The 22,826-nt window shown below is 71.4% G+C and carries 20 protein-coding genes and 1 pseudogene; 4 read left to right on the top strand and 17 right to left on the bottom strand.

Translation table 11 applies throughout. The annotated features are described in order from the left end of the window. Positions 1–42: 42 nt before the first annotated feature. Both ACZ50K_RS09035 and ACZ50K_RS09040 read left to right on the top strand, forming a co-directional pair. Complete coding sequence (locus ACZ50K_RS09035) at positions 43–993, top strand: VldE C-terminal domain-containing protein (RefSeq protein ID WP_468899444.1); 951 nt, start codon at positions 43–45, stop codon at positions 991–993. Positions 994–1,149: 156 nt separating this feature from the next. Continuing rightward, positions 1,150–1,452 carry an ATP-binding protein gene (locus tag ACZ50K_RS09040; protein WP_468899447.1) on the top strand — a complete coding sequence of 101 codons (303 nt, stop codon included), beginning with the start codon at positions 1,150–1,152 and terminating at the stop codon, positions 1,450–1,452. Between the two features lie 92 nt (positions 1,453–1,544). Here the strand turns inward: ACZ50K_RS09040 and dapC are convergent, their stop codons facing one another. After that, complete coding sequence (dapC, locus tag ACZ50K_RS09045) at positions 1,545–2,639, bottom strand: succinyldiaminopimelate transaminase (RefSeq protein ID WP_468899449.1); 1,095 nt, start codon at positions 2,637–2,639, stop codon at positions 1,545–1,547. A 101-nt stretch (positions 2,640–2,740) separates the two neighbouring features. Further along, positions 2,741–3,070 carry a ferredoxin gene (gene fdxA / locus ACZ50K_RS09050; protein ID WP_468899452.1) on the bottom strand — a complete coding sequence of 110 codons (330 nt, stop codon included), beginning with the start codon at positions 3,068–3,070 and terminating at the stop codon, positions 2,741–2,743. A 116-nt stretch (positions 3,071–3,186) separates the two neighbouring features. Here fdxA and ACZ50K_RS09055 point away from each other — a divergent pair, with 116 nt between their 5' ends. Both ACZ50K_RS09055 and ACZ50K_RS09060 read left to right on the top strand, forming a co-directional pair. Then, positions 3,187–4,218, top strand: coding sequence for a GNAT family N-acetyltransferase (locus tag ACZ50K_RS09055; RefSeq protein WP_468899455.1), 1,032 nt, complete (start codon positions 3,187–3,189; stop codon positions 4,216–4,218). Further along, entirely contained in the window at positions 4,215–5,012 is a 798-nt protein-coding gene (locus ACZ50K_RS09060) for a transglutaminase family protein (protein ID WP_468899457.1), read from the top strand. Before ACZ50K_RS09055 ends, ACZ50K_RS09060 begins: the two co-directional genes overlap by 4 nt. 99 nt (positions 5,013–5,111) lie before the next feature. Here the strand turns inward: ACZ50K_RS09060 and ACZ50K_RS09065 are convergent. The 15 genes and pseudogenes from ACZ50K_RS09065 to ACZ50K_RS09135 form a co-directional block, all read right to left on the bottom strand. Further along, positions 5,112–7,763 (bottom strand): annotated as a pseudogene (locus ACZ50K_RS09065) (peptidoglycan binding domain-containing protein); the annotation flags it as partial. Positions 7,764–7,967: 204 nt separating this feature from the next. Beyond that, a complete protein-coding gene (locus tag ACZ50K_RS09070; RefSeq protein WP_468899460.1) occupies positions 7,968–8,351 on the bottom strand; it encodes a DUF6113 family protein in 384 nt (127 codons plus the stop codon). After that, the gene (gene mshB / locus ACZ50K_RS09075; protein ID WP_468899462.1) at positions 8,348–9,310 is read right to left on the bottom strand and encodes an N-acetyl-1-D-myo-inositol-2-amino-2-deoxy-alpha-D-glucopyranoside deacetylase; all 963 of its coding nucleotides are present in this window, start codon (positions 9,308–9,310) and stop codon (positions 8,348–8,350) included. Before mshB ends, ACZ50K_RS09070 begins: the two co-directional genes overlap by 4 nt. A 36-nt stretch (positions 9,311–9,346) precedes the next feature. Beyond that, the gene (locus ACZ50K_RS09080; RefSeq protein WP_468899464.1) at positions 9,347–9,541 is read right to left on the bottom strand and encodes a hypothetical protein; all 195 of its coding nucleotides are present in this window, start codon (positions 9,539–9,541) and stop codon (positions 9,347–9,349) included. Positions 9,542–9,869: 328 nt separating this feature from the next. Further along, positions 9,870–10,919, bottom strand: coding sequence for an ABC transporter ATP-binding protein (locus ACZ50K_RS09085; protein WP_468899465.1), 1,050 nt, complete (start codon positions 10,917–10,919; stop codon positions 9,870–9,872). Next, positions 10,900–11,895, bottom strand: a complete 996-nt coding sequence (locus tag ACZ50K_RS09090; protein ID WP_468899467.1) for an ABC transporter ATP-binding protein — start codon at positions 11,893–11,895, stop codon at positions 10,900–10,902. The genes ACZ50K_RS09085 and ACZ50K_RS09090 overlap by 20 nt, the downstream gene beginning before the upstream one ends. A gap of 12 nt (positions 11,896–11,907) precedes the next feature. Continuing rightward, positions 11,908–12,948 (bottom strand): ABC transporter permease, encoded by a 1,041-nt coding sequence (locus tag ACZ50K_RS09095; RefSeq protein WP_468899469.1) that lies wholly within the window; start codon positions 12,946–12,948, stop codon positions 11,908–11,910. Further along, entirely contained in the window at positions 12,941–13,864 is a 924-nt protein-coding gene (locus tag ACZ50K_RS09100) for an ABC transporter permease (RefSeq protein WP_468899472.1), read from the bottom strand. Before ACZ50K_RS09100 ends, ACZ50K_RS09095 begins: the two co-directional genes overlap by 8 nt. 27 nt (positions 13,865–13,891) lie before the next feature. After that, entirely contained in the window at positions 13,892–15,514 is a 1,623-nt protein-coding gene (locus ACZ50K_RS09105) for a peptide ABC transporter substrate-binding protein (protein WP_468899474.1), read from the bottom strand. A 106-nt stretch (positions 15,515–15,620) separates the two neighbouring features. After that, complete coding sequence (locus ACZ50K_RS09110) at positions 15,621–16,547, bottom strand: GNAT family N-acetyltransferase (protein WP_468899475.1); 927 nt, start codon at positions 16,545–16,547, stop codon at positions 15,621–15,623. A 127-nt stretch (positions 16,548–16,674) separates the two neighbouring features. Then, positions 16,675–17,796 (bottom strand): ABC transporter ATP-binding protein, encoded by a 1,122-nt coding sequence (locus ACZ50K_RS09115; protein WP_468899478.1) that lies wholly within the window; start codon positions 17,794–17,796, stop codon positions 16,675–16,677. A 24-nt stretch (positions 17,797–17,820) separates the two neighbouring features. Beyond that, positions 17,821–18,882, bottom strand: coding sequence for an ABC transporter ATP-binding protein (locus ACZ50K_RS09120; RefSeq protein WP_468899481.1), 1,062 nt, complete (start codon positions 18,880–18,882; stop codon positions 17,821–17,823). A gap of 10 nt (positions 18,883–18,892) precedes the next feature. Further along, on the bottom strand, positions 18,893–19,870 hold the full coding sequence (locus ACZ50K_RS09125; RefSeq protein WP_468899483.1) for an ABC transporter permease: 978 nt from the start codon (positions 19,868–19,870) through the stop codon (positions 18,893–18,895). A gap of 110 nt (positions 19,871–19,980) precedes the next feature. Then, positions 19,981–21,786 carry an ABC transporter substrate-binding protein gene (locus tag ACZ50K_RS09130; RefSeq protein ID WP_468899485.1) on the bottom strand — a complete coding sequence of 602 codons (1,806 nt, stop codon included), beginning with the start codon at positions 21,784–21,786 and terminating at the stop codon, positions 19,981–19,983. A gap of 107 nt (positions 21,787–21,893) precedes the next feature. After that, complete coding sequence (locus ACZ50K_RS09135) at positions 21,894–22,823, bottom strand: ABC transporter permease (protein ID WP_468899914.1); 930 nt, start codon at positions 22,821–22,823, stop codon at positions 21,894–21,896. Positions 22,824–22,826: the final 3 nt, after the last annotated feature.

Below are 22,826 nucleotides of genomic sequence, written 5' to 3' on the forward strand. Positions count from 1 at the left end.
CCGTCCGTCCGGGGGGCGGACGTGTCGTTCGGCTCAAGTACGGTGGGCCGCGTGTCCGAGACCCTTCCGTCCCGCCCGCGCCCGCGTCGCCGCCGTCCTTTCCGGCTGGTGGCGGCCCTGCTCGTGCTGCTCGGGGTGGCCGGATACCTGGCGGTCCAGCGGGAGTCCACCGGCGGGGACGGCGCTCCGCGCTGCGTCGTGCGGGCGGCGGACGGCGGATCGGGCCGGTCGGCCGGGGGTTCCGGTGAGGGTTCCTCGTACTCGCTCAGTCCGGAGCAGGCCGGTTACGCGGCGACGATCGCGGCGGTGGGGACGGTGAAGGGGCTGCCGGAGCGGGCGGTGACGATCGCGCTGGCGACCGCCATGCAGGAGTCCATGCTGCGGAACCTGGACCACGGGGACCGGGACTCGCTGGGCCTGTTCCAGCAGCGGCCCTCGCAGGGCTGGGGCACTCCGGACCAGATCATGGACCCGGTGTACTCGGCGGGGATCTTCTACGACCGGCTGGCCGAGGTGAAGGGCTATTCGCGGCTGCCGCTGACGGTGGCCGCGCAGAAGGTGCAGCGCAGCGGGTTCCCGCAGGCGTACGCCAAGCACGAGCCGAACGCGGTGCTGCTGGCGGCGGTGCTGACCGGGCGGGTCCCGGGGGCGCTGAGCTGCGGGGGTCCGGCGCCGGTGGAGCCGGGCGACCGGGCCGATGTCGCGAAGCGGCTGGACCGGGTGTTCGGCGGGGGCGCGCGGGCCGGGTCCGCGGGGGCGGACGGGGGTGCGGTGACGGTGGCCGCGGCCTCGGAGCGGCGCGGCTGGGCGGTGGCCCAGTGGGCGGTGGCGCACGCCTCGGAGCTCGGTATCGCGCGGGTCGCGTACGGGGACCGGTCGTGGACCGCGGGGAAGGACAAGGGCCGCTGGACGGGTGGCGGTTCCGGTTCCGGTTCTCCGGGCGGGCAGGCCGCCGCGGATTCGCGCACGGTCCGGATATTCCTCGCACGGTAGTGCGGAGCCGTCCCCCGTCCGAGGGGGCGGAATGCGGCAATGAAGCCGATAAAACGACCCATTGCCAGTTCTTTACCCGGGAATTCCGCAACCTCGGGCCCCCTTCGAGGGGTTGTTCACGGCGTACTCAGCAAGCGAACGCTAGGAGCACGCACCATGTCCCTCCCCATGACCCGTCGGATCGCCCGTGCCGCACTGCTGATCGCGGCCGGAGCAGCCCCCGTGGTCGTCGCGGCCGGCTCGGCGAGCGCCGCGGGCGTCGAGTCCCTCCCCGCGGTGGGTTCGGTCAGCGCGCTGGACAGCGCGACCGGGCTGGTCGGCGCCACCGGTCCGGACGGCGCCCTCCCCACGGAGCAGCTGCTCGGCGGCCTGCCCACCGACAAGCTGAACGCCGTCCCCGCGGTCCCCACCACCGACGCCCTGCCGGTCGCCCAGACCCTGCCCGCGCTCGGCGGCTGACCCCACTGGGGGCCGTACGAAGCCCGAGGGGGCCCGGAGCACGCGCTCCGGGCCCCCTCGGGCGTATGGCTCACCGGCGGACGCCGGCGGGCTCAGCCCAGCCGCTTCACGGCCGCCTCGACCCGCTCGTCGGTGGCCGTGAACGCCACCCGGACGAAACGCGCCCCGGCCTCGCCGTAGAACTCCCCCGGCGCGACCAGGATGCCCAGCTCGGCCAGATGGGCCACGGTGTCCCAGCAGGGCTCGTCCCGGGTCACCCACAGATAGAGGCTGGCCTCGCTGTGCTCCACCCGGAAGCCGTGGCCCTCCAGGGCGGCCCGCAGGGCCTCGCGGCGCGCCGCGTAGCGCTCCCGCTGCTCCCGGACGTGCCCGTCGTCGCCCAGCGCCGCCACGGTGGCCGCCTGGACCGGCGCCGCGGTCATCATCCCGCCGTGCTTGCGGATCTCCAGCAGCTCGCCGAGGACCGCCGGGTCCCCCGCGAGGAACGCCGCCCGGTATCCGGCCAGGTTGGAGCGCTTGGACAGCGAGTGGACCGCGACCAGACCCTCGAAGGAGCCGCCGCACACGTCCTCGTGGAGCACCGAGACCGGCTCGGCCTCCCAGCCCAGCTCCAGGTAGCACTCGTCGCTGAAGACCAGCACCCCGTGCTCCCGGGCCCAGGCCACGATCCGGACCAGGTCCTCCTTGGGGAGCACCCGGCCGGTCGGGTTGGACGGGGAGTTGAGCCACAGCAGCCGGATCCGCTCGGGGTCCAGCTCCGTCGGGTCGTCGTAGACCACCGCCTCGGCCCCGCACAGCCGCGCCCCGACCTCGTAGGTCGGGTAGGCGAGCCGCGGGTAGGCGACCCTGTCGCCCGGGCCCAGGCCCAGCTGGGTCGGCAGCCAGGCCACCAGCTCCTTGGAACCGACCACCGGCAGCACGTTGCGGTGCCCGGCGGTCCGGGCGCCCAGCCGGCGCTCCACCCAGCCGGAGATCGCGTCCCGCAGCTCCGGGGTCCCCCACACCGTGGGATAGCCCGGGGAGTCGGCCGCACCGGTCAGCGCCCGCTGGATCAGCTCGGGCACCGGATCCACCGGGGTGCCCACCGACAGGTCGACGATGCCGTCCGGGTGGGCGGCTGCGGTCGCTTTGAAGGGCTCCAGCCTGTCCCAGGGGAAGGCGGGCAGACGGGACGAGACTGCGGCCACGGTGCGTGCTCTCTTTCTGGTACCGGCTCCGGTACGGACGCGGTGGGGAAAAAACACCCCGGCCCCGCGCGGGGGGCTCCGCACAGGACCGGGGTGGAGGATCAGTGCGCCGGGTTGATGTCCGCCGGCAGCGCTGCCACGAAGGGGTGGTCGCGCTCGATCAGACCGAGCTTGGAGGCACCACCGGGCGAGCCGAGCTCGTCGAAGAACTCGACGTTCGCCTTGTAGTAGTCCTTCCACTCCTCCGGGGTGTCGTCCTCGTAGAAGATCGCCTCGACCGGGCAGACCGGCTCACAGGCGCCGCAGTCGACGCATTCGTCCGGGTGGATGTACAAGGACCGCTGGCCCTCGTAGATGCAGTCGACGGGGCATTCTTCGATGCATGCCTTGTCCTTGACGTCGACACAAGGCTCCGCGATGACGTAGGTCACGCTCTCGTTCCTCCTCGGTAGGGCTGTCCATATCGCGCGGGAGCGCGGCGTCGTCGATGCCCACACCTAGTATCGCCGTTCCCGGCCACGATCCGAACAAGAGGGGCTAGAGAGCTGTGGAAATCACCGCTGGCGCACTGATGGAGATTCGCATTACCCCGGCTGACGTGGGTAAACGGGTCTCGGTACGGCGCGCTCTGGATGCCGGTGAGGGCGGCCCCGGCTTCACCGACGTGGTAGGCGTTCTCGTATCGTGGACGGAGAGTGTGCTGCTGATCACACGAAAGAGCGGCGAATCCGTCCGCATCGCGGAATCCTCCCTGGTCGCGGGCAAGGTCGTGCCGCCCGCGCCGGCCCGCCGACGCGGCCCGGCGGCCTCCTTCGAGGAGCTGGCCCGGGTCGGCGCGCGCGCCTGGGAACCCCTGGAGAGCGCCCCGCTGGGCGACTGGACGCTGCGGGCCGCGGCCGGATTCACCCGCCGGGCCAACTCGGTGCTGCCGCTGGGCGACCCGGGCATACCGCTGGACGAAGCACTCGCGCGGGTGACGGCCTGGTACGCGCACCGGGGGCTGCCCGCGTACGCCCAGACCGCCACCGGGGCCGCGGGCACCCAGGAGGCGCTGTGCGCGGCGCTCACGGAACGCGGCTGGGTCCGGGAGGTCTCCGCCGAACTGCGGATCGCCGCCCTCGCCCCGATCGCGGACCGGGCCGGGCGTCCTGGCGAGGATCCGGGGGCGAATCGGGGCGGGAATCGGACGGCGGATCCGTCAGGTGTGGTCCTCTCCCGGGACTGCGACGCGGACTGGCTGGCCCGGTACGGGAAGGTCGCCGACCCGGAAGCCGCCCGGGCCGTCCTCTCGGCCGGACCCTCGGTGTGGTTCGCCTCGGTGCCCGGGAAGGCCATCGGGCGGTGCGTGGTGGACGGCCGCTGGGCCGGGTTCGCGGCCGTGGAGGTGGATCCGGCGCACCGCCGGCGCGGGCTGGCCACGGCCGTGATGGCGGCGCTGGCCGCCAAGGCCCTGGACGAGGGCGCCTCGGCGGCCTGGCTCCAGGTCGAGACGGACAACGCCGGGGCCCGCGGGCTCTACGAGGGCCTCGGCTTCACCGTCCACCACATGTACCACCACTTCCGGGCCTCGGACGCATGAGTTCCGGATTCCGCGCGGAGTTCGCGGAGGAGGCCCGCTCCGAACGCCCCGACCTGGCGCTGATGTGCCTGTACCTGGCCGCCGAGGCCGATCCGGCCCTGGACGAACGGGCCCTCGACGAGGCGCAGATCGAACTCGACCGGCTGGCCGGACTGCTGCCCTACGGGCTGCGCACCCCCCGGGCCTGGGCCTCGGCACTGGGCGAACTGCTCGGCGGACGGCTGGGCTTCCACGGCACCCCGGCCGACTACGACCGGCTGTCCTCCTCGCTGCTGCACGAGGTGCTGCGGCGGCGGCGCGGACTGCCGATCCTGCTCTCGGTGGTCTGGCTGGAGGTGGCCCGCCGGGCGGGCGCCCCGGTGTACGGGCTGGGCCTGCCCGGGCACTTCGTGGTGGGCTTCGGCGATCCGGCGGAACGGGTGCACGCGGACCCGTTCGCGGGCGGGGCCGCCCTCGGGACCGGACCGGCGGCCGCCGCGGCCGCCGAAGGGCCGCTGGAGCCCGCCCGGACCCTGGACATCGTGCTGCGCGTCCTGAACAACATCCGCGCCTGGGCCGCCACCCGGCCCGAGGAGTCCGCGGTGGCCCTGTGGGCCCTGGAACTGTCCCTGCTGCTGCCCTCGCACCCGGCGTCCCTGCGCTACGAGCGGGCCAAACTGCTCGTCGGCCGCGGGGAGTTCACCGCGGGCGCGGCCGAGCTCGACGCCTACGCCGAGGTGGCGGCGGCGGTGGACCCGGCGGCGGCCGGGCGGATCAGGGCGGAGGCCATGGCGGCCCGGGCACTGCTCAACTGAACCCGGACCCGGCCCGCCCCGGACCCGCCGGGGCGGGCGGTCCGGGACGGGCCGGGTCCGGGGTGGACCCGCGGCCGGCCGGGCGGCGGGGCGGGTCGGTCAGCTGGGGTCGGTCTCGATCACCACGGTCCGCTCCGCGGCGGTCCTGCCGCGCAGCGCCTGACCGAGGGCACCGGCCACGTCCTGCGGGGTGACGGCCGTCTTCTCGCCGTTGCCCCGCGTGATCAGCACCCCGTCGAAGGTCTTCCCGTAGAGCTCCTTGAGCGCCACCAGGTCGTACTTCTCGACGAGCTTGCCGTCCACCGCGGTCATGCTCAGGATCTTCGGCAGGGACCGGGCCGGGCCGAACGGGATCGACTGCCCGCCCGCCACGATCTTGACGTTCGCGGACATGGCCGGCTTGGCGAACTCGTTCATGGCGCGGTCGAGTTCGGCCTGGGTGACGGCCGGGGCCTTCTCCGCCACCGGGAGTTCCACCGGCACCGTCTTCCCGGACTCCACCAGGGCCCGGTAGGCCAGGGTGACCTTCTCGATGGAGGCGTCCACGTCGAGGGCGCTGCCCGCCTTGCCGGGGACCGCGGTCACCTTGTTCGGCGCGAAGGTGATGGTGGCCTCCACCGCGCTGCCCGAGGTGCCGGCCAGCTCCTGGAGGGCGACCTGGAGCTTCTCCTCGTCCACCGGGATCACCGGGGTCGCCGGGCGCTCCTGCCCGAACAGCGAGCCGATGACGGTGACCGGGTTGTAGTCGCTGCCCGCCGCGTTGCGGACCGTGGTCTGGGCATCCAGCGACAGCCCGGCCTTCTCCGGCTTCAGCTCGACCTCCTTGCCGGCCACCGTGAGCTTCAGCGGGGCGGAGGCCCGATTGCCGAAGGCCGTCTGGAGCTTGCCGACGGCCTGCTCCCGGGTGCCGCTGATGTCCACGCCGAGGACGGTGGTGCCCTTGGGCACGTCGGAGTGGTTCAGCAGCAGGCCCGCGCCGTACGCCACGCCGAGCAGCACGAAGAGACCGCCGCCGGCCAGCACCAGCTTGTTGCGGCCCTTCTTCTTGGGCGGCGCGGGCTTGGCCGAGGGGGCCGGGGTGACCGGGGTGGGCCGCGGCATGGGCGTGCCCATCTGCAGCGGGCCGAGCGGGGCGGGGGCACCGCCCTGGCCGGGGCCGCCCTGGCCGGGGCCGCCTTGGCCGGGGGCCTGGCCGGGTCCCTGACCCGGGCCCTGGCCGGGGGCCGGGCGGTCCACGCGCGGCAGGGCGCTGGTGGGCGCGCCGCCGTCGACCTCCGGGCCGGGCCAGCGCGGCGACCCGGCGGACTCCTCCACCGGCATGGAACCGAAGGCGGGACCACCGGTGGGGCCACCGGGCGCACCGGCGGCTCCGGGGGCACCGGGCGCTCCGGGGGCCGGGGCGAAGCCGGGCGGGGTCGGGCCGCCGGCCGGGGGGAACCCGGGCCGGTCGGCACCGGCGGCCGGGCCGGACCCGGGCCCGGTGGGCGCGAACCCGGCACCGGCCGGGGCGAACCCGGCCCCACCGGGCGCACCGGCCCCGCCGAAGGCGGGAGTGCCATCGGCCGGAGTACCCGGGCCGCCGTTCCCGGGGCCGCCGTAGGCGGGGGTGCCCTGCGCCGGGGTGCCGGGGCCCGCGAAGCCGTTCTGGCCCGGGGCAGCGTTACCCGGGCCACCATTGCCGGGGCCGCCGTACGCGGGGGTGCCCTGCGCCGGGGTACCGGGACCGGCGAAGCCGTTCCGGCCCGGAGCGCCGGTGCCGGGGCCACCGTTACCGGGGGCGCCGTAGGCGGGAGTGCCCTGCGCCGGGGTACCGGGACCGGCGAAGCCGTTCCGGCCCGGGGCGCCGTTGCCCGGACCACCGTTGCCCGGGCCCGGGAAGCCGTTCTGGCCCGGGGCAGCGTTACCCGGGCCACCGTTGCCGGGGCCGCCGTAGGCGGGAGTGCCCTGCGCCGGAGTACCGGGGCCCGCGAAGCCGTTCTGGCCCGGAGCGCCGTTGCCGGGGCCCGGGAAGCCGTTCTGGGCGGGGCCGCCGTTGCCCGGGGCACGGTTGCCGGGGCCCGGGTGGCCGTTCTGGGGGGGTGGGGGGGTGGCGCCGAAGGCGTTTTTGCGGGGACCCGCGGGCGGGGTGCCGACGCCGGGGCCGCCCGGGGTCGGGGCGCCGTATCCGGCGCCGGGGGCGGAGGCCTGCGGCTGACGGGTCGGCAGACCCGGCCGGCCCGCGGTCGGCGGAGCCGCGGCCGGACCGGGGCCCGGAGCGGCACCCTGGCCCAGTGCCGCGCCCTGGCCCATGGCGGCGCCCTGGCCGGGGGCCTGCGGGCGGCCGGGGGCCGCGCCCTGGGCCGGGCCCTGGGGCCGGGGGGACTGCGGGGCGGGCTTGCGCGGGGCGAACCAGTTGCCGGCCGGCTCCGGCTCGGCGGGGGCCGGTGCCGGGGCGGGGGCCGGGGCGGCCGCGGCCGGCTCGGCCGGGGCTTCGCCCTCCGCGTCGCCCACCGGCTTGCGCACCACCACCGGCGGAATCGGCCGCGAACCCGGGATGTTGATCCGGATCCGGGTCGTCAGCGTGGTCTCGGTCTTCGGCCCGTCGGGATCGGCGGCGTCGCCGGCGGGCGCGGACGGCTTGGAAGTCACAGTGTTCCCCTCCGGGGCGTTCGCCGGGTTCTGGCCTGATCCGTACGGCGGCATGCCCGACGGGTACGCGGCGCCCCCGGGCCCCTGGGACCCGGAGGACGAACTGTCAGTTTCACGACTCAAGGCAGGTCTCCCGGTTGGCTCCGCCGCCCGTCATACCGTGCGCGGGCAGCTCGGCGGCCCGTCCACCATACTGGCCGCCGCCGCGGCACCGTTGATGGGTGCTCCGGACGGGGGCCCCGGCGGCCGGTACGGGAGCGCCCGGCGGGCGTGCGGGGGCGGTTCACAACCCCCGGTGCACCTCCGGGGACTCACCCGAACGGCTCGTCACCTGCCGGGCCGGGCGGCCGAAACCGGCCCCCCGGAGGGGCCGCGCATCGTGGCGCACATCACAGCGGCCGCGGTGCCGCCCAAAAGGTAGGCATACATGGCGATTCCGGTGGAGCTGAGGAGGAAGTCCCCCTCCGCGCGCGGGATGCTGAGCACCACGTAGGAGAGGAACCAGCCGGCCGCGGCGGCGCCGACCCCGAGTCCGGTGCCGATGGCCAGCCGGCCGGCCAGGAAGAGTCCGAACAGGGCCAGCAGGCCGAGCAGCAGGCCGGCCGGCAGCCAGAGGTCGACCACCAGCCAGCCGGCCGCCCCGATGACCGCACCGGCCACCAGCAGGCCGAGCAGGGCGGCGATCCGGCCGGGGGTGAGGGTGCCGGTCACCGGTCCGCCCCCACCACGTCCGCGGCTCCGGCGGATCCGGTGGTCCGCGCGGTTCCGGCGGGGAGGTCCAGTCCGGCGAACAGATCGTCCTCGCGGGTGCCCGCGGGGGCCCCGGGGAGGCCGGCGGCCAACTCGTAGTACTCGCGGGCGAACAGCGGCTGGGCCAGGTCGTTGGAGAGGGCGAAGAAGGGGCCGTCCACGGCGATCTGGGTGGCGTGGGCGCGCATGGCGGCGGCCTTGGCCGCCCCGTAGGTCCCGTCCGGGTCCCCGATCTCGGCGGTGATCCGGCTGTCGTCGACCACCCCGGGCACGTCCTCGGGTGCGGCGATCCCGGGGAAGGGGGATGCGGCTCCGGCGGCCCGGAGCCGGGCGAAGCCCTCCTCGACCACCGAGCGCGGGATCCGGTTCCAGTAGGTCTTGGCGATGGTGTGCGGGTCGCCGAGGTCCCGCCGGAAGGCCTTCTCCGCGGCCAGTTCGGCGGCCCGCATGGCGACCCGGTGGGCCTGGATGTGGTCGGGGTGGCCGTATCCGCCGTCGGGGTCGTAGGTCACCAGGACCTGGGGCCGCAGCCGGCGGATGACCTCCACCAGGTGGGCGGCGGCCTCGTCGAGGTCGGCGGCCCAGAAGGCGCCGGGGCGCTGGTTCTGCGGGAGGCCCATCATCCCGGAGTCCCGGAAGCGGCCCGGTCCGCCGAGGAACAGGTGGTCGGTGACCCCGAGCTCGGCCATGGCGGCGGCGAGCTCGCCGATCCGGTGGGCGCCCAGGGTGTCGTCCCGGTCGGGCGCCAGATGGGCCAGCTCGGGCGGGATGACCTCGCCCTCCTCGCCCAGGGTGCAGGTGACGAGGGTGACATGGGCTCCCTCGGCCGCGTACTTGGCCATGGTGACGCCGTTGTTGATCGACTCGTCGTCCGGGTGCGCGTGCACGAGGAGCAGACGACGTGCGGGAAGACCGTTCATGGGGTCAGCCTACGAGGCCCTCCCGGCCCGGTGGTCTCACAACTTGAGGCCGCTGATCATCCCGGCCACGTTGGAGGTCAACTGGTCGAGGGTGGGGGCCATCGAGGAGCTCGCGAGATAGAAGCCGAGCAGGACGCAGACCACCGCGTGTCCCGCTTTCAGTCCCGATTTGCGGACCAGCAGGAAGACGACGATCGCCAGCAGCACCACGGCGGAGATCGAGAGTGCCACGGCGGTTCACCTCCATGTCGGACGGATATCGGTACGCGCACACGACAGAGTCATACCCACCGTGCGCTACGGATCATAACTATCCGTGCCAGCGCATCGATCGAATTCCGGCAGCACGCGGGGCGCATGCCGCGCACGGAGCGGAGCACGGAGCGGTGGCGGGGCCCGGGCGGAGGGCGCCGGACTCGGGCAGCATCGGCTCCGGGCTTGGCCGGATCCATCAAGTCCCGTTGATGTCACCGGACTTGGCCACCACTTTCAGCCGTCCGAATCTGTCCGGAACTGATCGCCGGAGCTCAGCACCGAACCCCTGCCGAGCCCATGACCGCTACTCCGGCGGCGCGGGCGGGACCACCTGCCTCTCGGCCGCGAAATGACAGGCCGAGGGATGGGCCGCGGGTCCTCCGGCGGCCCGGAACACCTCGGGGACGGCCAGCAGCGGGACCTCGGCGGCGCAGCGCGGCTGCGCCTTCCAGCAGCGGGTGCGGAACCGGCAGCCGGAGGGCGGGTCGGCCGGGGAGGGGACGTCCCCGGTGAGGATGATCCGCTCGCGGCGGGCCCGGGCCTCCGGGTCTGGGACCGGGACGGCGGACAGCAGGGCCTGGGTGTAGGGGTGGGTGGGGTGGTCGTAGATCTGGGCGTCGGTGCCGATCTCCACCATCCGTCCCAGGTACATCACGCCGACCCGGTCCGAGATGTGGCGGACGATGGAGAGGTCGTGCGCGATGAACACGTAGGACAGCCGGAACTCGCTCTGCAGCCGGTCCAGCAGGTTGACCACCTGGGCCTGCACCGAGACGTCCAGGGCCGAGACGGGCTCGTCGGCCACGATGATCTCGGGCTGGAGGGCCAGCCCGCGGGCGATGCCGATGCGCTGCCGCTGGCCGCCGGAGAACTGGTGCGGATAGCGGTTGATGTACTCCGGGTTGAGGCCGACCACGTCCAGCAGGTCCTGCACCTTGCGGCGGCGGTCCCCCTTGGGGGCGACCTCGGGGTGGATCTCGTACGGCTCCCCGATGATGTCGCCGACCGTCATCCTCGGGTTCAGCGAGGTGTAGGGGTCCTGGAAGACCATCTGGATGTTGCGGCGGACCGCCTTGAGTGCCTTCCCGGACAGCTTGGCGATGTCCTCGCCCTTGTACGAGATCGAGCCGGCGGTCGGGCGTTCCAGATGGACCAGCATCTTGGCCACCGTGGACTTGCCGCAGCCGGACTCCCCGACGATGCCGAGGGTCTCGCCGGCGCCGAGGGTGAAGTCCACCCCGTCCACCGCCTTGACCGCCCCGACCTGCTTCTTGAAGAGCACGCCCCGGGTCAGCGGGTAGTGCTTGACCAGCCCGCGGACCTCCAGGATGGCTTCAGCGGCCGCTTCGGGCATGGAGGCACTCCTTCCAGAAGTGGCAGGCGCTGGTGCGCGGTTCCGGGGACTCGGTGACCGGGTACAGCGGGGGGACGTCCGTGCGGCAGCGGTCCTGGGCCATCGGGCAGCGCGGGTTGAAGGCGCAGCCGGGCGGGATGGCGAGCAGGTTGGGCGGCAGGCCCTTGATGGCGTAGAGCTCCTGGCCCTTCTGGTCCAGCCGCGGGATGGAGTCGAGCAGGCCCCGGGTGTAGGGGTGGGCCGGGTTCTTGTAGATCTCGTGGACGGGGGCGGCCTCGACGATCCGGCCCGCGTACATGACGGCGATCTTGTCGGCCACGTCGGCGACCACGCCGAGGTCGTGGGTGATCAGGATCAGGCCCATGTTGAGTTCCCGCTGGAGCTCCGCGAGCAGGTCCATGACCTGGGCCTGCACGGTGACGTCCAGGGCGGTGGTGGGCTCGTCGGCGATGATCAGGGAGGGTTCCAGGGCCAGCGCCATCGCGATCATGATGCGCTGGCGCATGCCCCCGGAGAACTGGTGCGGGTAGTCCCCCACCCGCTGCTTGGCGGCCGGGATGCGCACCCGGTCCATCAGTTCCACGGCCTTGGCCCGGGAGTCCTTGCGGGACATCCCGCGGTGGACCTCGAACATCTCGCCGAGCTGGCTGCCGACGGTCAGGACCGGGTTCAGGGAGGACAGCGCGTCCTGGAAGATCATCGCCATCTCGGCGCCGCGGACCTTCCGGCGTTCCTCCTCCTTCAGCTTCAGCAGGTCCCGGCCCTTGAAGAGGATCTCGCCGCCGGAGATCCGGCCGGGCGGGGTGTCCAGGATGCCCATCACGGCCTGGGCGGTGACCGACTTGCCGGAGCCGGACTCGCCGAGCACGGCGAGGGTCTCGCCCTCGTCCACCGCGTAGTCCACTCCGTTGACCGCTTGGGCGACCCCGTCCCGGGTCGTGAATTCGACGTGCAGGTCGCGGACTTCGAGCAGCATGTGCGGAGCTCCTCAGCGCAGCTTGGGGTCGAGGGCGTCGCGCACCGCGTCGCCGAGCATGATGAACGCGAGCACGGTCACGCTGAGCGCCCCGGCGGGCCAGAGCAGCATGTGCGGGGCGTTGCGGATCTGCGGGGCCGCGTTGGAGATGTCGATGCCCCAGGAGACGGTGGGCGGGCGCAGTCCCACGCCGAGGAAGGACAGGGTGGCCTCCAGGGCGATGTAGGTGCCCAGGGCGATGGTGGCGACCACGATGACGGGGGCGACGGCGTTGGGGGCGACGTGCCGGAGCAGCATCCGGGCGTTGCCGGCGCCGAGGGCGCGGGCGGCCTGGACGTAGTCGTTCTGTTTGGCGGTGATGACGGAGCCGCGGGCGATGCGGGCGATCTGCGGCCAGCCGAGCAGCACGATGAAGCCGACCACCGGCCAGACGGTGGTGCTGGTGACCACGGACAGGAAGACCAGGCCGCCGAGGACCACCGGGATCCCGAAGAAGATGTCGGCGACCCGGGAGAGCAGGGCGTCGCTCCAGCCGCCGAAGAAGCCGGCCAGGCCGCCGAGCAGGGAGCCGAGGAGGGCGGCGCCGATGGTGGCGCAGATGCCCACGGTGATGGAGGCGCGGGCCCCGTAGACGGTGCGGGTGTAGACGTCGCAGCCCTGGGTGTCGTAGCCGAAGGGGTGGCCCGGGGAGGCGCCCTGCTGGGACTTGGACAGGTCGCACTGGAGGGGGTCGCCGGAGGCGATGGCCTGCGGCCAGATGGAGATGAAGACCAGGAAGAGGATCAGCAGGGCGGAGATGATGAAGACCGGGTTGCGGCGCAGCTGGTGCCAGGCGTCGGACCAGAGGGAGCGGGCCTTCTCCTGCGGGCCGGCGCCGGCCCCGGGGCCGCCGGCCGGGCCGGGGCCGCGGCCGGGGACCTTGTCGAGGCTCTCGGCCTCCTCCATGGCGAGGTCCATGGCGCCGCCCTGCCCGGTGGGCGAGACGGCCTCGCGGGGGCGGGGGCCGACCGGGTCGTAGTCCGGTCCCTGGAAGGGCAGCTCGGGCTCAGGCATACCGGATCCTCGGGTCCAGGACCGCGTAGAGCAGGTCGACGAGCAGGTTGGCCAGCAGGAAGACGATGACGAGGATGGTGACGAAGCCGACCACGGTGGGCGCGTTGTTGCGCAGGATGCCCTGGTAGAGCTGGTAGCCCACGCCGTGGATGTTGAAGATCCGTTCGGTGACGATGGCTCCGCCCATCAGGGCGCCGATGTCGGTGCCGATGAAGGTGACCACCGGGATCAGCGAGTTGCGGAGCAGGTGGCGGGTGATGACCCGGCGGCGCGGGAGTCCCTTGGCGACGGCGGTGCGGACATAGTCGGCCTTGGCGTTCTCGGCGATGGAGGTGCGGGAGAGCCGGGTGACGTAGGCGAGGGAGACCAGCGCGAGGACGATGCCCGGGAGGATCAGTTCGCCGAACGGGGCGTCCGGGGAGACGGTGGGCCGCACCCAGCCCCATTTGACGCCGAAGAGGTACTGGAGGAGGTAGCCGGTGACGAAGGTGGGGACCGAGATCACCACGAGGGTGAGGACGAGGACCCCGGTGTCGACGGCCTTGCCCCGGCGGAGTCCGCTGAGCACGCCGAGGCTGATCCCGACGACGACCTCGATGACGATCGCCACGCAGGTCAGCCGGAGGGTGACCGGGAAGGCGGTGGACATCAGCTCGGTGACCGGCTGGCCGTTGAAGGCGGTCCCGAAGTCGCCCTGGAAGATCTGCCCCATGTAGTGGAAGTACTGCTTCCACAGGGGCTGGTCGAGGTAGAGGTCCTTGCGGATGCGCGCCGCGGTGGCGGGGTCGGGGGCCTTGTCCCCGAACAGCGCCGCCACCGGGTCGCCCAGCGCGTACACCATGAAGAAGATCAGGAACGTGCTGCCGATGAACACCGGGATCATCTGGAGCAGCCGCCGGATCACATACCGTCCCATGGAGTCCTCCAGGGGGTCAGAGGAGTCTCAGTTGACGGTGATCTGGTCGTACACGGGGACGCTGAACTGGTTGAGGGTCACTCCGGAGAGGCGCTCGGAGTAGCCCGCGCTGCCGTTCTGGTACCAGAGCGGGATGGCCGGCATCTGGGCGGCGAGGATCTTCTCGGCGTCCCGGAAGGTGGCGGTGGCCTTGGCGGCGTCGCTCTCCTGGTTGGCCTGGTCGATCAGCCTGTCGAACTCCGGGCTGCTGAACTTCCCGTAGTTGGAGGAGGCGCCGGTGTAGTAGAGCGGCTCCAGGAAGTTCTGGATGAGCGGGTAGTCGGCCTGCCAGCCGGACCGGAAGGGGCCGGTCATCTTGAAGTTGCTCATCTGGTTCTTGAAGTCGGCGAAGGTGCCGATCGGGTTGACCGTGCAGACCGGGCCCTTGCCGAGGGCGTTGTTGATGCTGTTGCAGACGGCGTCCATCCACTCGCGGTGCGAGCCGGTGTCCACGTTCGAGGTGAGGGTCATCCTGCCGCCGGGCAGCCCGCCGCCCTCCTCGATCAGCTTCTTGGCCTCGGCCGGGTCGTAGACGCAGGCGTCCCCGCAGGCGGTGGCGCTGTAGCCGCCCTGGTCGCCGAGGGCCGGGGAGGTCCAGTCCTTGGCGGGGGTGCGGGTGCCCTGGAAGATCTGCTTGGTGATCTCGTCCCGGTTGATGGCCCGGGAGACGCCCTGCCGGACCTTCTCCATGCCGGCCTTGCCCCACTGGGGGTCGTACATCGGGAAGACCACGGTCTGGATGATCAGCGCGGGCTGGTTGATGTAGCGGCTGCCCAGGTCGGCCTTGACGCTCTTGAGCTGCTGGGCGGGGACGTCGTCGACCAGGTCGAGGTTGCCGGAGATCAGGTCGGTGTAGGCGGTGTTGTTGTCGGTGTAGACCTTGAGGTCCACCCCGCTGTTCTTCGCCTTGTCCGGGCCCGGGTAGGCGTCCCACTTGCGCAGCTGCATCCCGGTGCCCTTGGTGTACGAGTCCACCGTGTACGGGCCGTTGCCGACGGGCTTGTCCAGCCAGCCGGCGTGGTCGGTGAAGAAGGACTTGGGCAGCGGGGAGAACGCCTGGTAGCCGAGGGTCTCGGGCCAGGTGGAGAACTTCTCCTTGAGGGCCACCGTGAAGGTCTTGGGGTCCTTCACCACCAGACCGGACATGGTCTTGGTCTTGGGGTCGCCGGAGGCCGGGTGCAGGTCGTCGTAGCCGACGATGTCGGAGAAGAACGGCGAGTTGTTCTGCTTGTTCCGGACGTCCGCCGCGTAGTTCCAGGCGTCCACGAAGGACTGCGAGGTGACCGGTTCGCCGTTGCTGAAGGTCCAGCCGTCCTTCAGGGTGACCGTGAAGTTCTGGCTGTCGGTGGTCTCGATCTTCTCGGCGACCATGTCCTTGGCCTCGCCGGTCTTGGGGTCGTACCGCTTCAGACCCCGGAAGAGCATGTCGAGGACCTTGCCGCCCTGCACCTCGTTGGTGTTCGCGGGTTCCAGCGGGTTCTGCGGGTCGCCCCAGGAGGAGCTGACGATCCCGGCGCCGCCCCCGCTGTCGCTCCCGCCGCCGCAGGCGGTCGCCGCCAGGGCGACGGCGACGGCGCATGCGGCCCATCGGGCGTGGGTGGCTCCGCGCATCGGCTCTCTCCTTGGCTCGCACGACTCGACTGGCAGCCAATGTCACCCGATGCGCCGGGCCGCGCACGGCAGGTGCGTCCGATTGCGGGTACGCGTCCTCCCGCTGTCACCCCTTGGGGTGCAAGGGCAGCTCCCAGGTGTTCACCGCGAAGTGCATCCGCATGCCGTGCGCCTCGTAGAGGGCGAGGGCGCCGGTGGCGTTGAGGGTGTCCACGCCGAGGCCCACGGTGTCCCGGCCGCGGGCCGCGTAGACGGCGAAGCCGTGGCGCAGCAGATGGCCGCCGATGCCCCGGCCGCGCTGGTCCTTGCGGACGCCGATCCGGCTGATCCAGCCCATGCTCGTGCGGTCGTCGCGGCTGAGCAGCACCCCGATGTCCCCGTCGGCGGGGGTGCTCGCGATCCACACCAGGGACCAGTCGAGGTTGCGGGCGCCCAGGTCGTCGAGCCAGGCCTCGTAGTCCCGCTCCACATGGCCGAAGTGCTCGGCGAAGGAGTCCTCGACCAGGGCGTGGGCGCGCCGCCGGTCGGCCTCGTCGGCGCCGCAGTGGCGCAGGGTCAGTCCGGCGGGCGGTGCCGGCGGCAGGTCGGCGGCCGGGTCGAGGCCTCGGACCATCACCTGGTAGCGGCGTACGGTCTGCCAGCCGCGGCCGTCCAGCAGGGCGGTGTCCAGGGTGGGGGCCACGTTGAGCTGGATCCGCAGGGATCCGGCGGTCCGGCCGGCCATCTCCTGGGCCCGGGCCTCCATCAGCTCCAGCAGCCGGGCTCCGGCGGCCTGGTGGTCGGGGAGGACGTAGTGGTCGCCGTCGGTGCGGCCGGGTTCCCCGGCGGGCCAGACGAGGGCGTAGGCGACCAGCCGGCCGCCCTCGTGGGCCAGCCAGGAGTCGGTGGCGAGGTCGACCTCGGGGTGGTTGAGGTCGGCCTCGACCTCGTGCAGGTCGGTCTCCGGGCGGCCGATCTCGATCATGTCGACGGCGTTGAGCAGGGCGCAGATGTGACCCGCGTCGCCGGGCCCCGCGGGGCGGACGGTAAGCATCCGCCCACTCTCCCGGGAAGTCCGCGGGCGGGACAAGCCGATTTACGGCGGCGGGCCCCGCACCGGTGGGTGCGGGGCCCGTCGTGGCGTGCGCGTGGCGGCGCGTCACGGTGCCGTACGGCGGCGGTCAGGCGTGACCGTCCTCCAGGGCGACCAGCGCCGGGTCCAGGACGATGTCCTCGCCGTGCTTCTCGGTGGTCGGGTCCTCCGGGAAGTGGCAGGCCGTCAGGTGCCCGGGCTTGCTGCCGGCGATCTGGACCAGCGGCGGCTCCTGGGAGGCACAGACGTCCTGGGCCTTCCAGCAGCGGGTGCGGAACCGGCAGCCGGACGGCGGGGCGATCGGCGAGGGGACGTCGCCGGAGAGGCGGATCCGCTCGCGCTGGTCCTGGTCCACGTCCGCCTCGGGCACGGCCGAGAGCAGGGCGTGGGTGTACGGGTGGCGGGGCCGCTCGTACAGGGAGTCGCGGTCGGCGATCTCCATGATCTTGCCGAGGTACATGACCGCGACGCGCTCGGAGAAGTGCCGGACGATCGACAGGTCGTGCGCGATGAACACGAAGGCGATGCCGCGGTCCCGCTGGAGCTCCTGGAGCAGGTTGATGACCTGCGCCTGGATGGAGACGTCGAGGGCCGAGACGGGCTCGTCCGCGATGATCAGCTTCGGCTCCAGGGCGAGCGCGCGGGCGACGCCGATGCGCTGGCGCTGGCCGCCCGAGAACTCGTGCGGGAAGCGGTTGTAGTGCTCCGGGTTGAGGCCCACGGTCTCCAGGAGCTCGCGGACCTTCTTCTCCCGGCCGCCGGGCGGGTTGATCCCGTTGATCTCCATGGGGCTGGAGATGATGGTGCCGACCGTCTGCCGCGGGTTCAGCGAGGCGTACGGGTCCTGGAAGATCATCTGGATCTCGGACCGGATCGGCGCCAGCTGCTTGCGGCCGGCCCGGGTGATGTCCTGGCCCCGGTAGGTGATCTTGCCGCCGGTGGGCTCCATCAGGCGGGTCAGCAGCCGGCCGGTGGTCGACTTGCCGCAGCCGGACTCGCCGACGAGGCCGAGGCTCTCGCCGGGGGCGATCTCGAAGGAGAGGCCGTCGACGGCCTGGACCGCCCCGACCTTCCGCTTGATCGGGAAGCCGCCCATGATCGGGAAGTGCTTGGTCAGTCCTTCGACGACCATCAGCGGCTCGGCGGCGGCCGGGTCGCGCTGCGGCGGGACGGTGTCCCCGGCAGTCTTGGTGGTGGTGTTCTCGCTCATCGTCTCAGTCCCAGTCGCCTGTACTCAGCCCAGCCGGGGCTGAATCGTCTCGAAGAATGCCTGCCGCTTCTCCTCCGGCGTCAGGTGGCACGCGGCCGCCCGTCCGTCGGCGAGCAGCGGACGCTCGGTGCGGCAGCGGTTGCCGCCGACCAGGTCCACGTGCGGGCACCGGGCGTTGAAGGCGCAGCCGGGCGGGGGGTTGAGCAGGCTCGGCGGCGAACCCGGGATGGGCATGAGCGGCTCGTTGACGTCCGAGGTCAGGCTCGGCATCGACCGGAGCAGGCCCACGGTGTACGGGTGCGAGGGCTCCTTGAGGACCTCGCGGACGGTGCCGCGCTCCACGGCCCGTCCCGCGTACATGACCAGGATGTCGTCGGCCATGTTGGCGACCACGCCCAGGTCGTGGGTGATCATGATGATGGCGGAGCCGAACTCCTGCTGGAGGTCCTTGAGCAGGTCGAGGATCTGCGCCTGGACGGTCACGTCGAGGGCCGTGGTCGGCTCGTCGGCGATCAGCAGCTCGGGGTTGCAGACCAGCGACATGGCGATCATGGCGCGCTGGCGCATACCGCCGGAGAACTGGTGCGGGTAGTCGTCGACACGGCGCTTGGGGTCGGGGATCCCGACCTTGGCGAGCATCTCGATCGCGCGGTCCCGGGCGTCCTTCTTGCTGGCGCCGGTGTGCTTGCGGAACGGCTCGGAGATCTGACGGCCGACGGTGTAGTACGGCGACAGGGCGGTCAGCGCGTCCTGGAAGATCATCGCCATCTTGTTGCCGCGGAGCTTCTCCAGCTCCTTGTCCCGCATGTCGGTGATCTCCTGGCCGTCGACCCGGATGGAACCGGTGATGTGGGTCGACTTCGGGTTGTGCAGACCCAGGACGGTCAGGTTGGTCACGGACTTGCCGGAGCCGGACTCGCCGACGATGCCGAGCGTCTGGCCCCGCTTGAGGTCGAACGACAGCCCGTCGACGGCCTTGACGACGCCGTCCTCGGTGGAGAACTGGACTCGCAGGTCGCGCACCGAAAGGAAGGCGTCGGACTCGGTCGGAGCCGGCGCGCCCTCGGTCTTGGTGAGTGTGGTCACGGTCGTTCTCCTAGGACAGACGCACGCGCGGGTCGATGACCGCGTACAGCGCATCCACAATGATGTTGAAGAAGAGGATGAGCGCGGCGCTGAACACCATGACGCCCATCGTCATCGGCAGGTCCTTGTCCTGGACCGACTCCACCGCGAGGCGGCCGATGCCGGCCAGACCGAACGTGAACTCGGTGACCACCGCGCCGCCGAGCAGCGCGCCGAGGTCGATGCCGAGGATGGTCACGATCGGGATCAGCGAACCGCGCCAGGCGTATCGGAAGAACACGTACCGGTTACTCATGCCCTTGGCCCGGGCGGCGCGGACGTACTCCTCCTGGAGCTGTTCGATCATCGTGGAGCGGGCCATACGCGTGTAACTGGCCGTGAAGATGACCGACATGACCAGCCAGGGGATCAGCAGACCCATGAACCAGCCGCCGAAGTCCTCGCTGAACGGCACGTACTCGGGCTTCTTCAGCCAGCCCGTGCTGTAGACGAAGATGCCCAGGACCACCGGGCCCAGGAAGTAGATCTGCAGCGAGGACAGGACCAGCGAGGCCGAGCTGAAGGCCTTGTCGATCATGGTGCCCTTGCGGGCCGCGGCGATCATGCCGGCGCCGAGGCCGACGACGAGGAAGACGATCAGACCGCCGACGGACAGCGAGACGGTCAGCGGCAGGCGGTCCAGGATGGTGTCCCAGATGTTCTGGCCGTTGTTGAAGGAGACGCCGAAGCAGGGGGCGGAACAGTGCCCGACGGAGAAGTCACGTCCGGCGAAGATGCCCACCATGTAGTTCCAGAACTGGACCGGAACGGGCGAGTCGAGACCGAGGTTCTTGTGGATCACCTCAAGGGCGTCCGGGGTGCAGTTCTTGCCACAGGCCAGCAGGGCCGGGTCCTGCGGGATGGCGAAGAACATGAAGAAGGTGAAGGCACTGATCAGGACCAGGATCAGTGCGGCGCCGAACGTCCGGCGAAGAAGGAATTGAAGCATGGCTCGCTGCTCTCAGGACGGCGGCGTGAGGGGTTGAAGGAAGAGGACCGGTACCCCGGGGTTGTACGGACCGCCGTCCGTACAACCCCGGGGCTTCGGCCTGAGAGTGACTAGCTCTTCAGGAAGACGCGGGTGACGTCGATCGCGGACAGGTCGTTCGAGTAGCGAGCGCCACCGACGTTCGAGCCCTGGATCTGGAGCGACTTCGTGAAGTACAGCGGGGCGGCCGGGTTGATGCGCTCCACGATGTCGTGGTGCAGCGCGGTCCAGGCCTTCTGGGCGGCAGCCGGGTCAACGATCTTCTTCGCGGCGGCGATGTCCGCGTTGATCTTCGGGTCGTTGATGTGCGAGTAGACGGAGGAACCGTCCTGCAGCTGGTTGCCGTCGTACAGCGGCGGGATGACGGTCGCGGCGGACGGCCAGTCCTGGCCCCAGCCGGTCATGTAGAGGTCGAGGCCGTTGTCGACCTTGCCGACCTGCTCGTACCAGGTCGCGCCGTCGATCTCCTTCTTCTGGATGTCGAGGCCGATCTTCTGCAGCGCGTCAGCGATGAACTGGGCCTGCTGCTGGCGCTTCGGGGTGTTGGCGTAGGCGTACGTGAGCTTCATGCCCTCGGCGCCGGCCTCCTTGATGAGCTTCTTCGCGGCCTCGATGTCACCCATCGGCTTCTTCAGCTTGCCGAAGGGGTCGTAGTCCTTCTCGAAGCCCGGGGTGGTCGGGGAGATGAGGCCGGTCGCGACCTCACCACCGTACGCGCCACCGTCCGGCTGGAAGATGTTCTTGTTCGGCATCGCCAGGGTGATGGCGTCGCGGACGCGCTTGTCCTTGACCCGGTCCAGGTTGAAGTTCAGCTGCCAGACGTAGGGCTGGTAGCCGGAGATCGTCCGGGCCTTGGCGGCGGCGTCGCCGACGACCTTCTGCACCTGGGTGGTGGCCACGGTGCCGGTCAGCTGGATGCCGTTCTTGGCCTCGTCGCGGTCCGCCAGGATCGCCTTGGTCTGGGCCTCGTCGTCCTGGTTGAACTTGATGTTGAAGCCGTCGACGTACTGGTGACGGACCGAGTCGGTCTTCTCGTCCCAGTTCGTGTTCTTGACGAGCTTCATCTCCTTGCCCGGCTTGAAGTCCGCGATCTTGTAGGGACCGAGGGCGACCGGAGCGGTGTCGTACTTCTCCTTGGTGTCCGCCTTCTGCGGAACGATGGAGTAGCCGGTCATCGCCAGAGCCTGCGGCAGGTCGGCCTGCGGCTCCTTGAACTTGAAGATGACGGTCTTCGCGTCCGGGGTCTCCAGAACGTCGTTCGGGAGGTGCGCGCCCTTGTAGGGGCCGTCCGGCAGCGCCTTGCGGTAGGTGGTGCCCTCGCCGGACAGCCAGTTCTGCAGGAAGACCGGGCCGTCGGTGATGAACGGCGCGTAGAGGCGCTCGACCGAGTGGCGGACGTCCGCGGAGGTGATCGGGTTGCCGTTGGCGTCCTTCACACCGTCCTTCAGCGTGTAGGTCCAGGTCTTGCCGCCGTCGGTGGTCTTGCCGGAGTCCGTGGCGATGTCGCCGACGACCGTCAGCTTGCCGGTCTCGTCCTCCTTGTACTGCGTCAGACCACGGTGGATCAGACGGCCCAGGATGCGGGCGTCTGAGACGTAGCTCTGAGCCGGGTCCAGGTGGGAGAAGTCGTCCGTCTGGTAGACGGCGATGGTGCCGCCCGCCCGGGAACCCTCGACGGGGGCCGCGGGGCCGGTGGAGGCCGCCGCGTCGCCGAAGGAGACCGCGGCGGACTGCTTCGCGGCGTCCTCCTTGGTCTTCCCCTGCTCCTTGGAAGAACCCTTGTTGTCGTCGTTGCCACCGCAGGCGGTAAGAACAAGCGAGCCCGCCGCGACTGCGACGACGATCGCGCGCGCCTTGCGCGTGCCGAAGATGCTCATGGTGATGAGTACCTATCTGTTAGGTAGTGATCCAACTGGGCTGCCGGGCATGCCGATCGAAGCCCGATCGGGCATGCCGGGGCGGCAGCTGTCCCGCTGCAGTGACGTCAGCGTCCGGACTTGGGGTCGAAGGCGTCTCGTACCGAGTCGCCGAGCAGGTTGAAGGCCACGACGAAGACGACCATGGCGATACCCGGGAAGAACATGTACGCCGGGTCCTGCTCGTAGATGCCGGCACCGATGGCGAACATCCGCCCCCAGTCCGGAGTGGGCTCGACGTAGCCGACGCCCACGTAGGAGAGGAAGGCCACCGAAAGGATCGTGGCGGGCAACATCAGCGTCGCCTGCACGAGGATCGGTGTCACCAGGTTCGGCAGCAGCTCCTTGCGGATGATCCGCCAGGGAGATGCGCCCGCGATCTTGGCAGCCTCGACGAACTCCCGCTCGCGCAGGGAGAGCGTCGCCGCACGGATCAGTCGGGAGAGGCCCATCCACCCGAGGAACGACAGCACCAGGATGATGGCTGCCGCACGCAGGGCGGTCGGGGTCTCACGGTCCGGGCGGACGAAGGCGGCCACGACCACCGGCATCGAGGCGATGAAGAACAGCTGACTGGGGATACCCAGCAGGAAGTCGGTGAACCGGCCGAGCCAGTAGTCCACCTTCCCGCCGGCGTAGCCGCCGATCAGACCGATCAGCACACCGATGACGACCATCAGGACGGTCGCCACGAGAGCCGTGAAGATAGACGTCCGCATGCCGTACAGCAGCTGCGTGAAGACGTCACGGCCCAGGGTGGGCTCGATACCGAACCAGAAGTCGCCGGAGACGCCTCCGAACGACCCCACCGGCATGTTGAACTCGTCGAGGAGTCCTTCGGCGTTCGCCCCGTAGAGGTCGTACGGGTTCTTCCCGTACAGCTTGGCGATCACCGGCGCGAGCAGCGCGATGGCGAAGAAGAAGATCACGATGAAGGCCGAGATGATGCCGGCCTTGTCCCGCTTGAATCGTCGCCACATGAGCTGCCCAGGGGACAGCCC

This window comes from Streptomyces sp. NPDC033845 (assembly GCF_055576225.1).

Bases quoted from the DNA above. Each gene is read 5' to 3' on its own strand.
- ACZ50K_RS09040 (WP_468899447.1), top strand. From the start codon at position 1,150: ATGTCCCTCCCCATGACCCGTCGGATCGCCCGTGCCGCACTGCTGATC.
- ACZ50K_RS09060 (WP_468899457.1), top strand. From the start codon at position 4,215: ATGAGTTCCGGATTCCGCGCGGAGTTCGCGGAGGAGGCCCGCTCCGAA.
- mshB (WP_468899462.1), bottom strand. From the start codon at position 9,310: ATGAACGGTCTTCCCGCACGTCGTCTGCTCCTCGTGCACGCGCACCCG.
- ACZ50K_RS09085 (WP_468899465.1), bottom strand. From the start codon at position 10,919: ATGCCCGAAGCGGCCGCTGAAGCCATCCTGGAGGTCCGCGGGCTGGTC.
- ACZ50K_RS09090 (WP_468899467.1), bottom strand. From the start codon at position 11,895: ATGCTGCTCGAAGTCCGCGACCTGCACGTCGAATTCACGACCCGGGAC.
- ACZ50K_RS09095 (WP_468899469.1), bottom strand. From the start codon at position 12,948: ATGCCTGAGCCCGAGCTGCCCTTCCAGGGACCGGACTACGACCCGGTC.
- ACZ50K_RS09100 (WP_468899472.1), bottom strand. From the start codon at position 13,864: ATGGGACGGTATGTGATCCGGCGGCTGCTCCAGATGATCCCGGTGTTC.
- ACZ50K_RS09105 (WP_468899474.1), bottom strand. From the start codon at position 15,514: ATGCGCGGAGCCACCCACGCCCGATGGGCCGCATGCGCCGTCGCCGTC.
- ACZ50K_RS09110 (WP_468899475.1), bottom strand. From the start codon at position 16,547: ATGCTTACCGTCCGCCCCGCGGGGCCCGGCGACGCGGGTCACATCTGC.
- ACZ50K_RS09115 (WP_468899478.1), bottom strand. From the start codon at position 17,796: ATGAGCGAGAACACCACCACCAAGACTGCCGGGGACACCGTCCCGCCG.
- ACZ50K_RS09125 (WP_468899483.1), bottom strand. From the start codon at position 19,870: ATGCTTCAATTCCTTCTTCGCCGGACGTTCGGCGCCGCACTGATCCTG.
- ACZ50K_RS09130 (WP_468899485.1), bottom strand. From the start codon at position 21,786: ATGAGCATCTTCGGCACGCGCAAGGCGCGCGCGATCGTCGTCGCAGTC.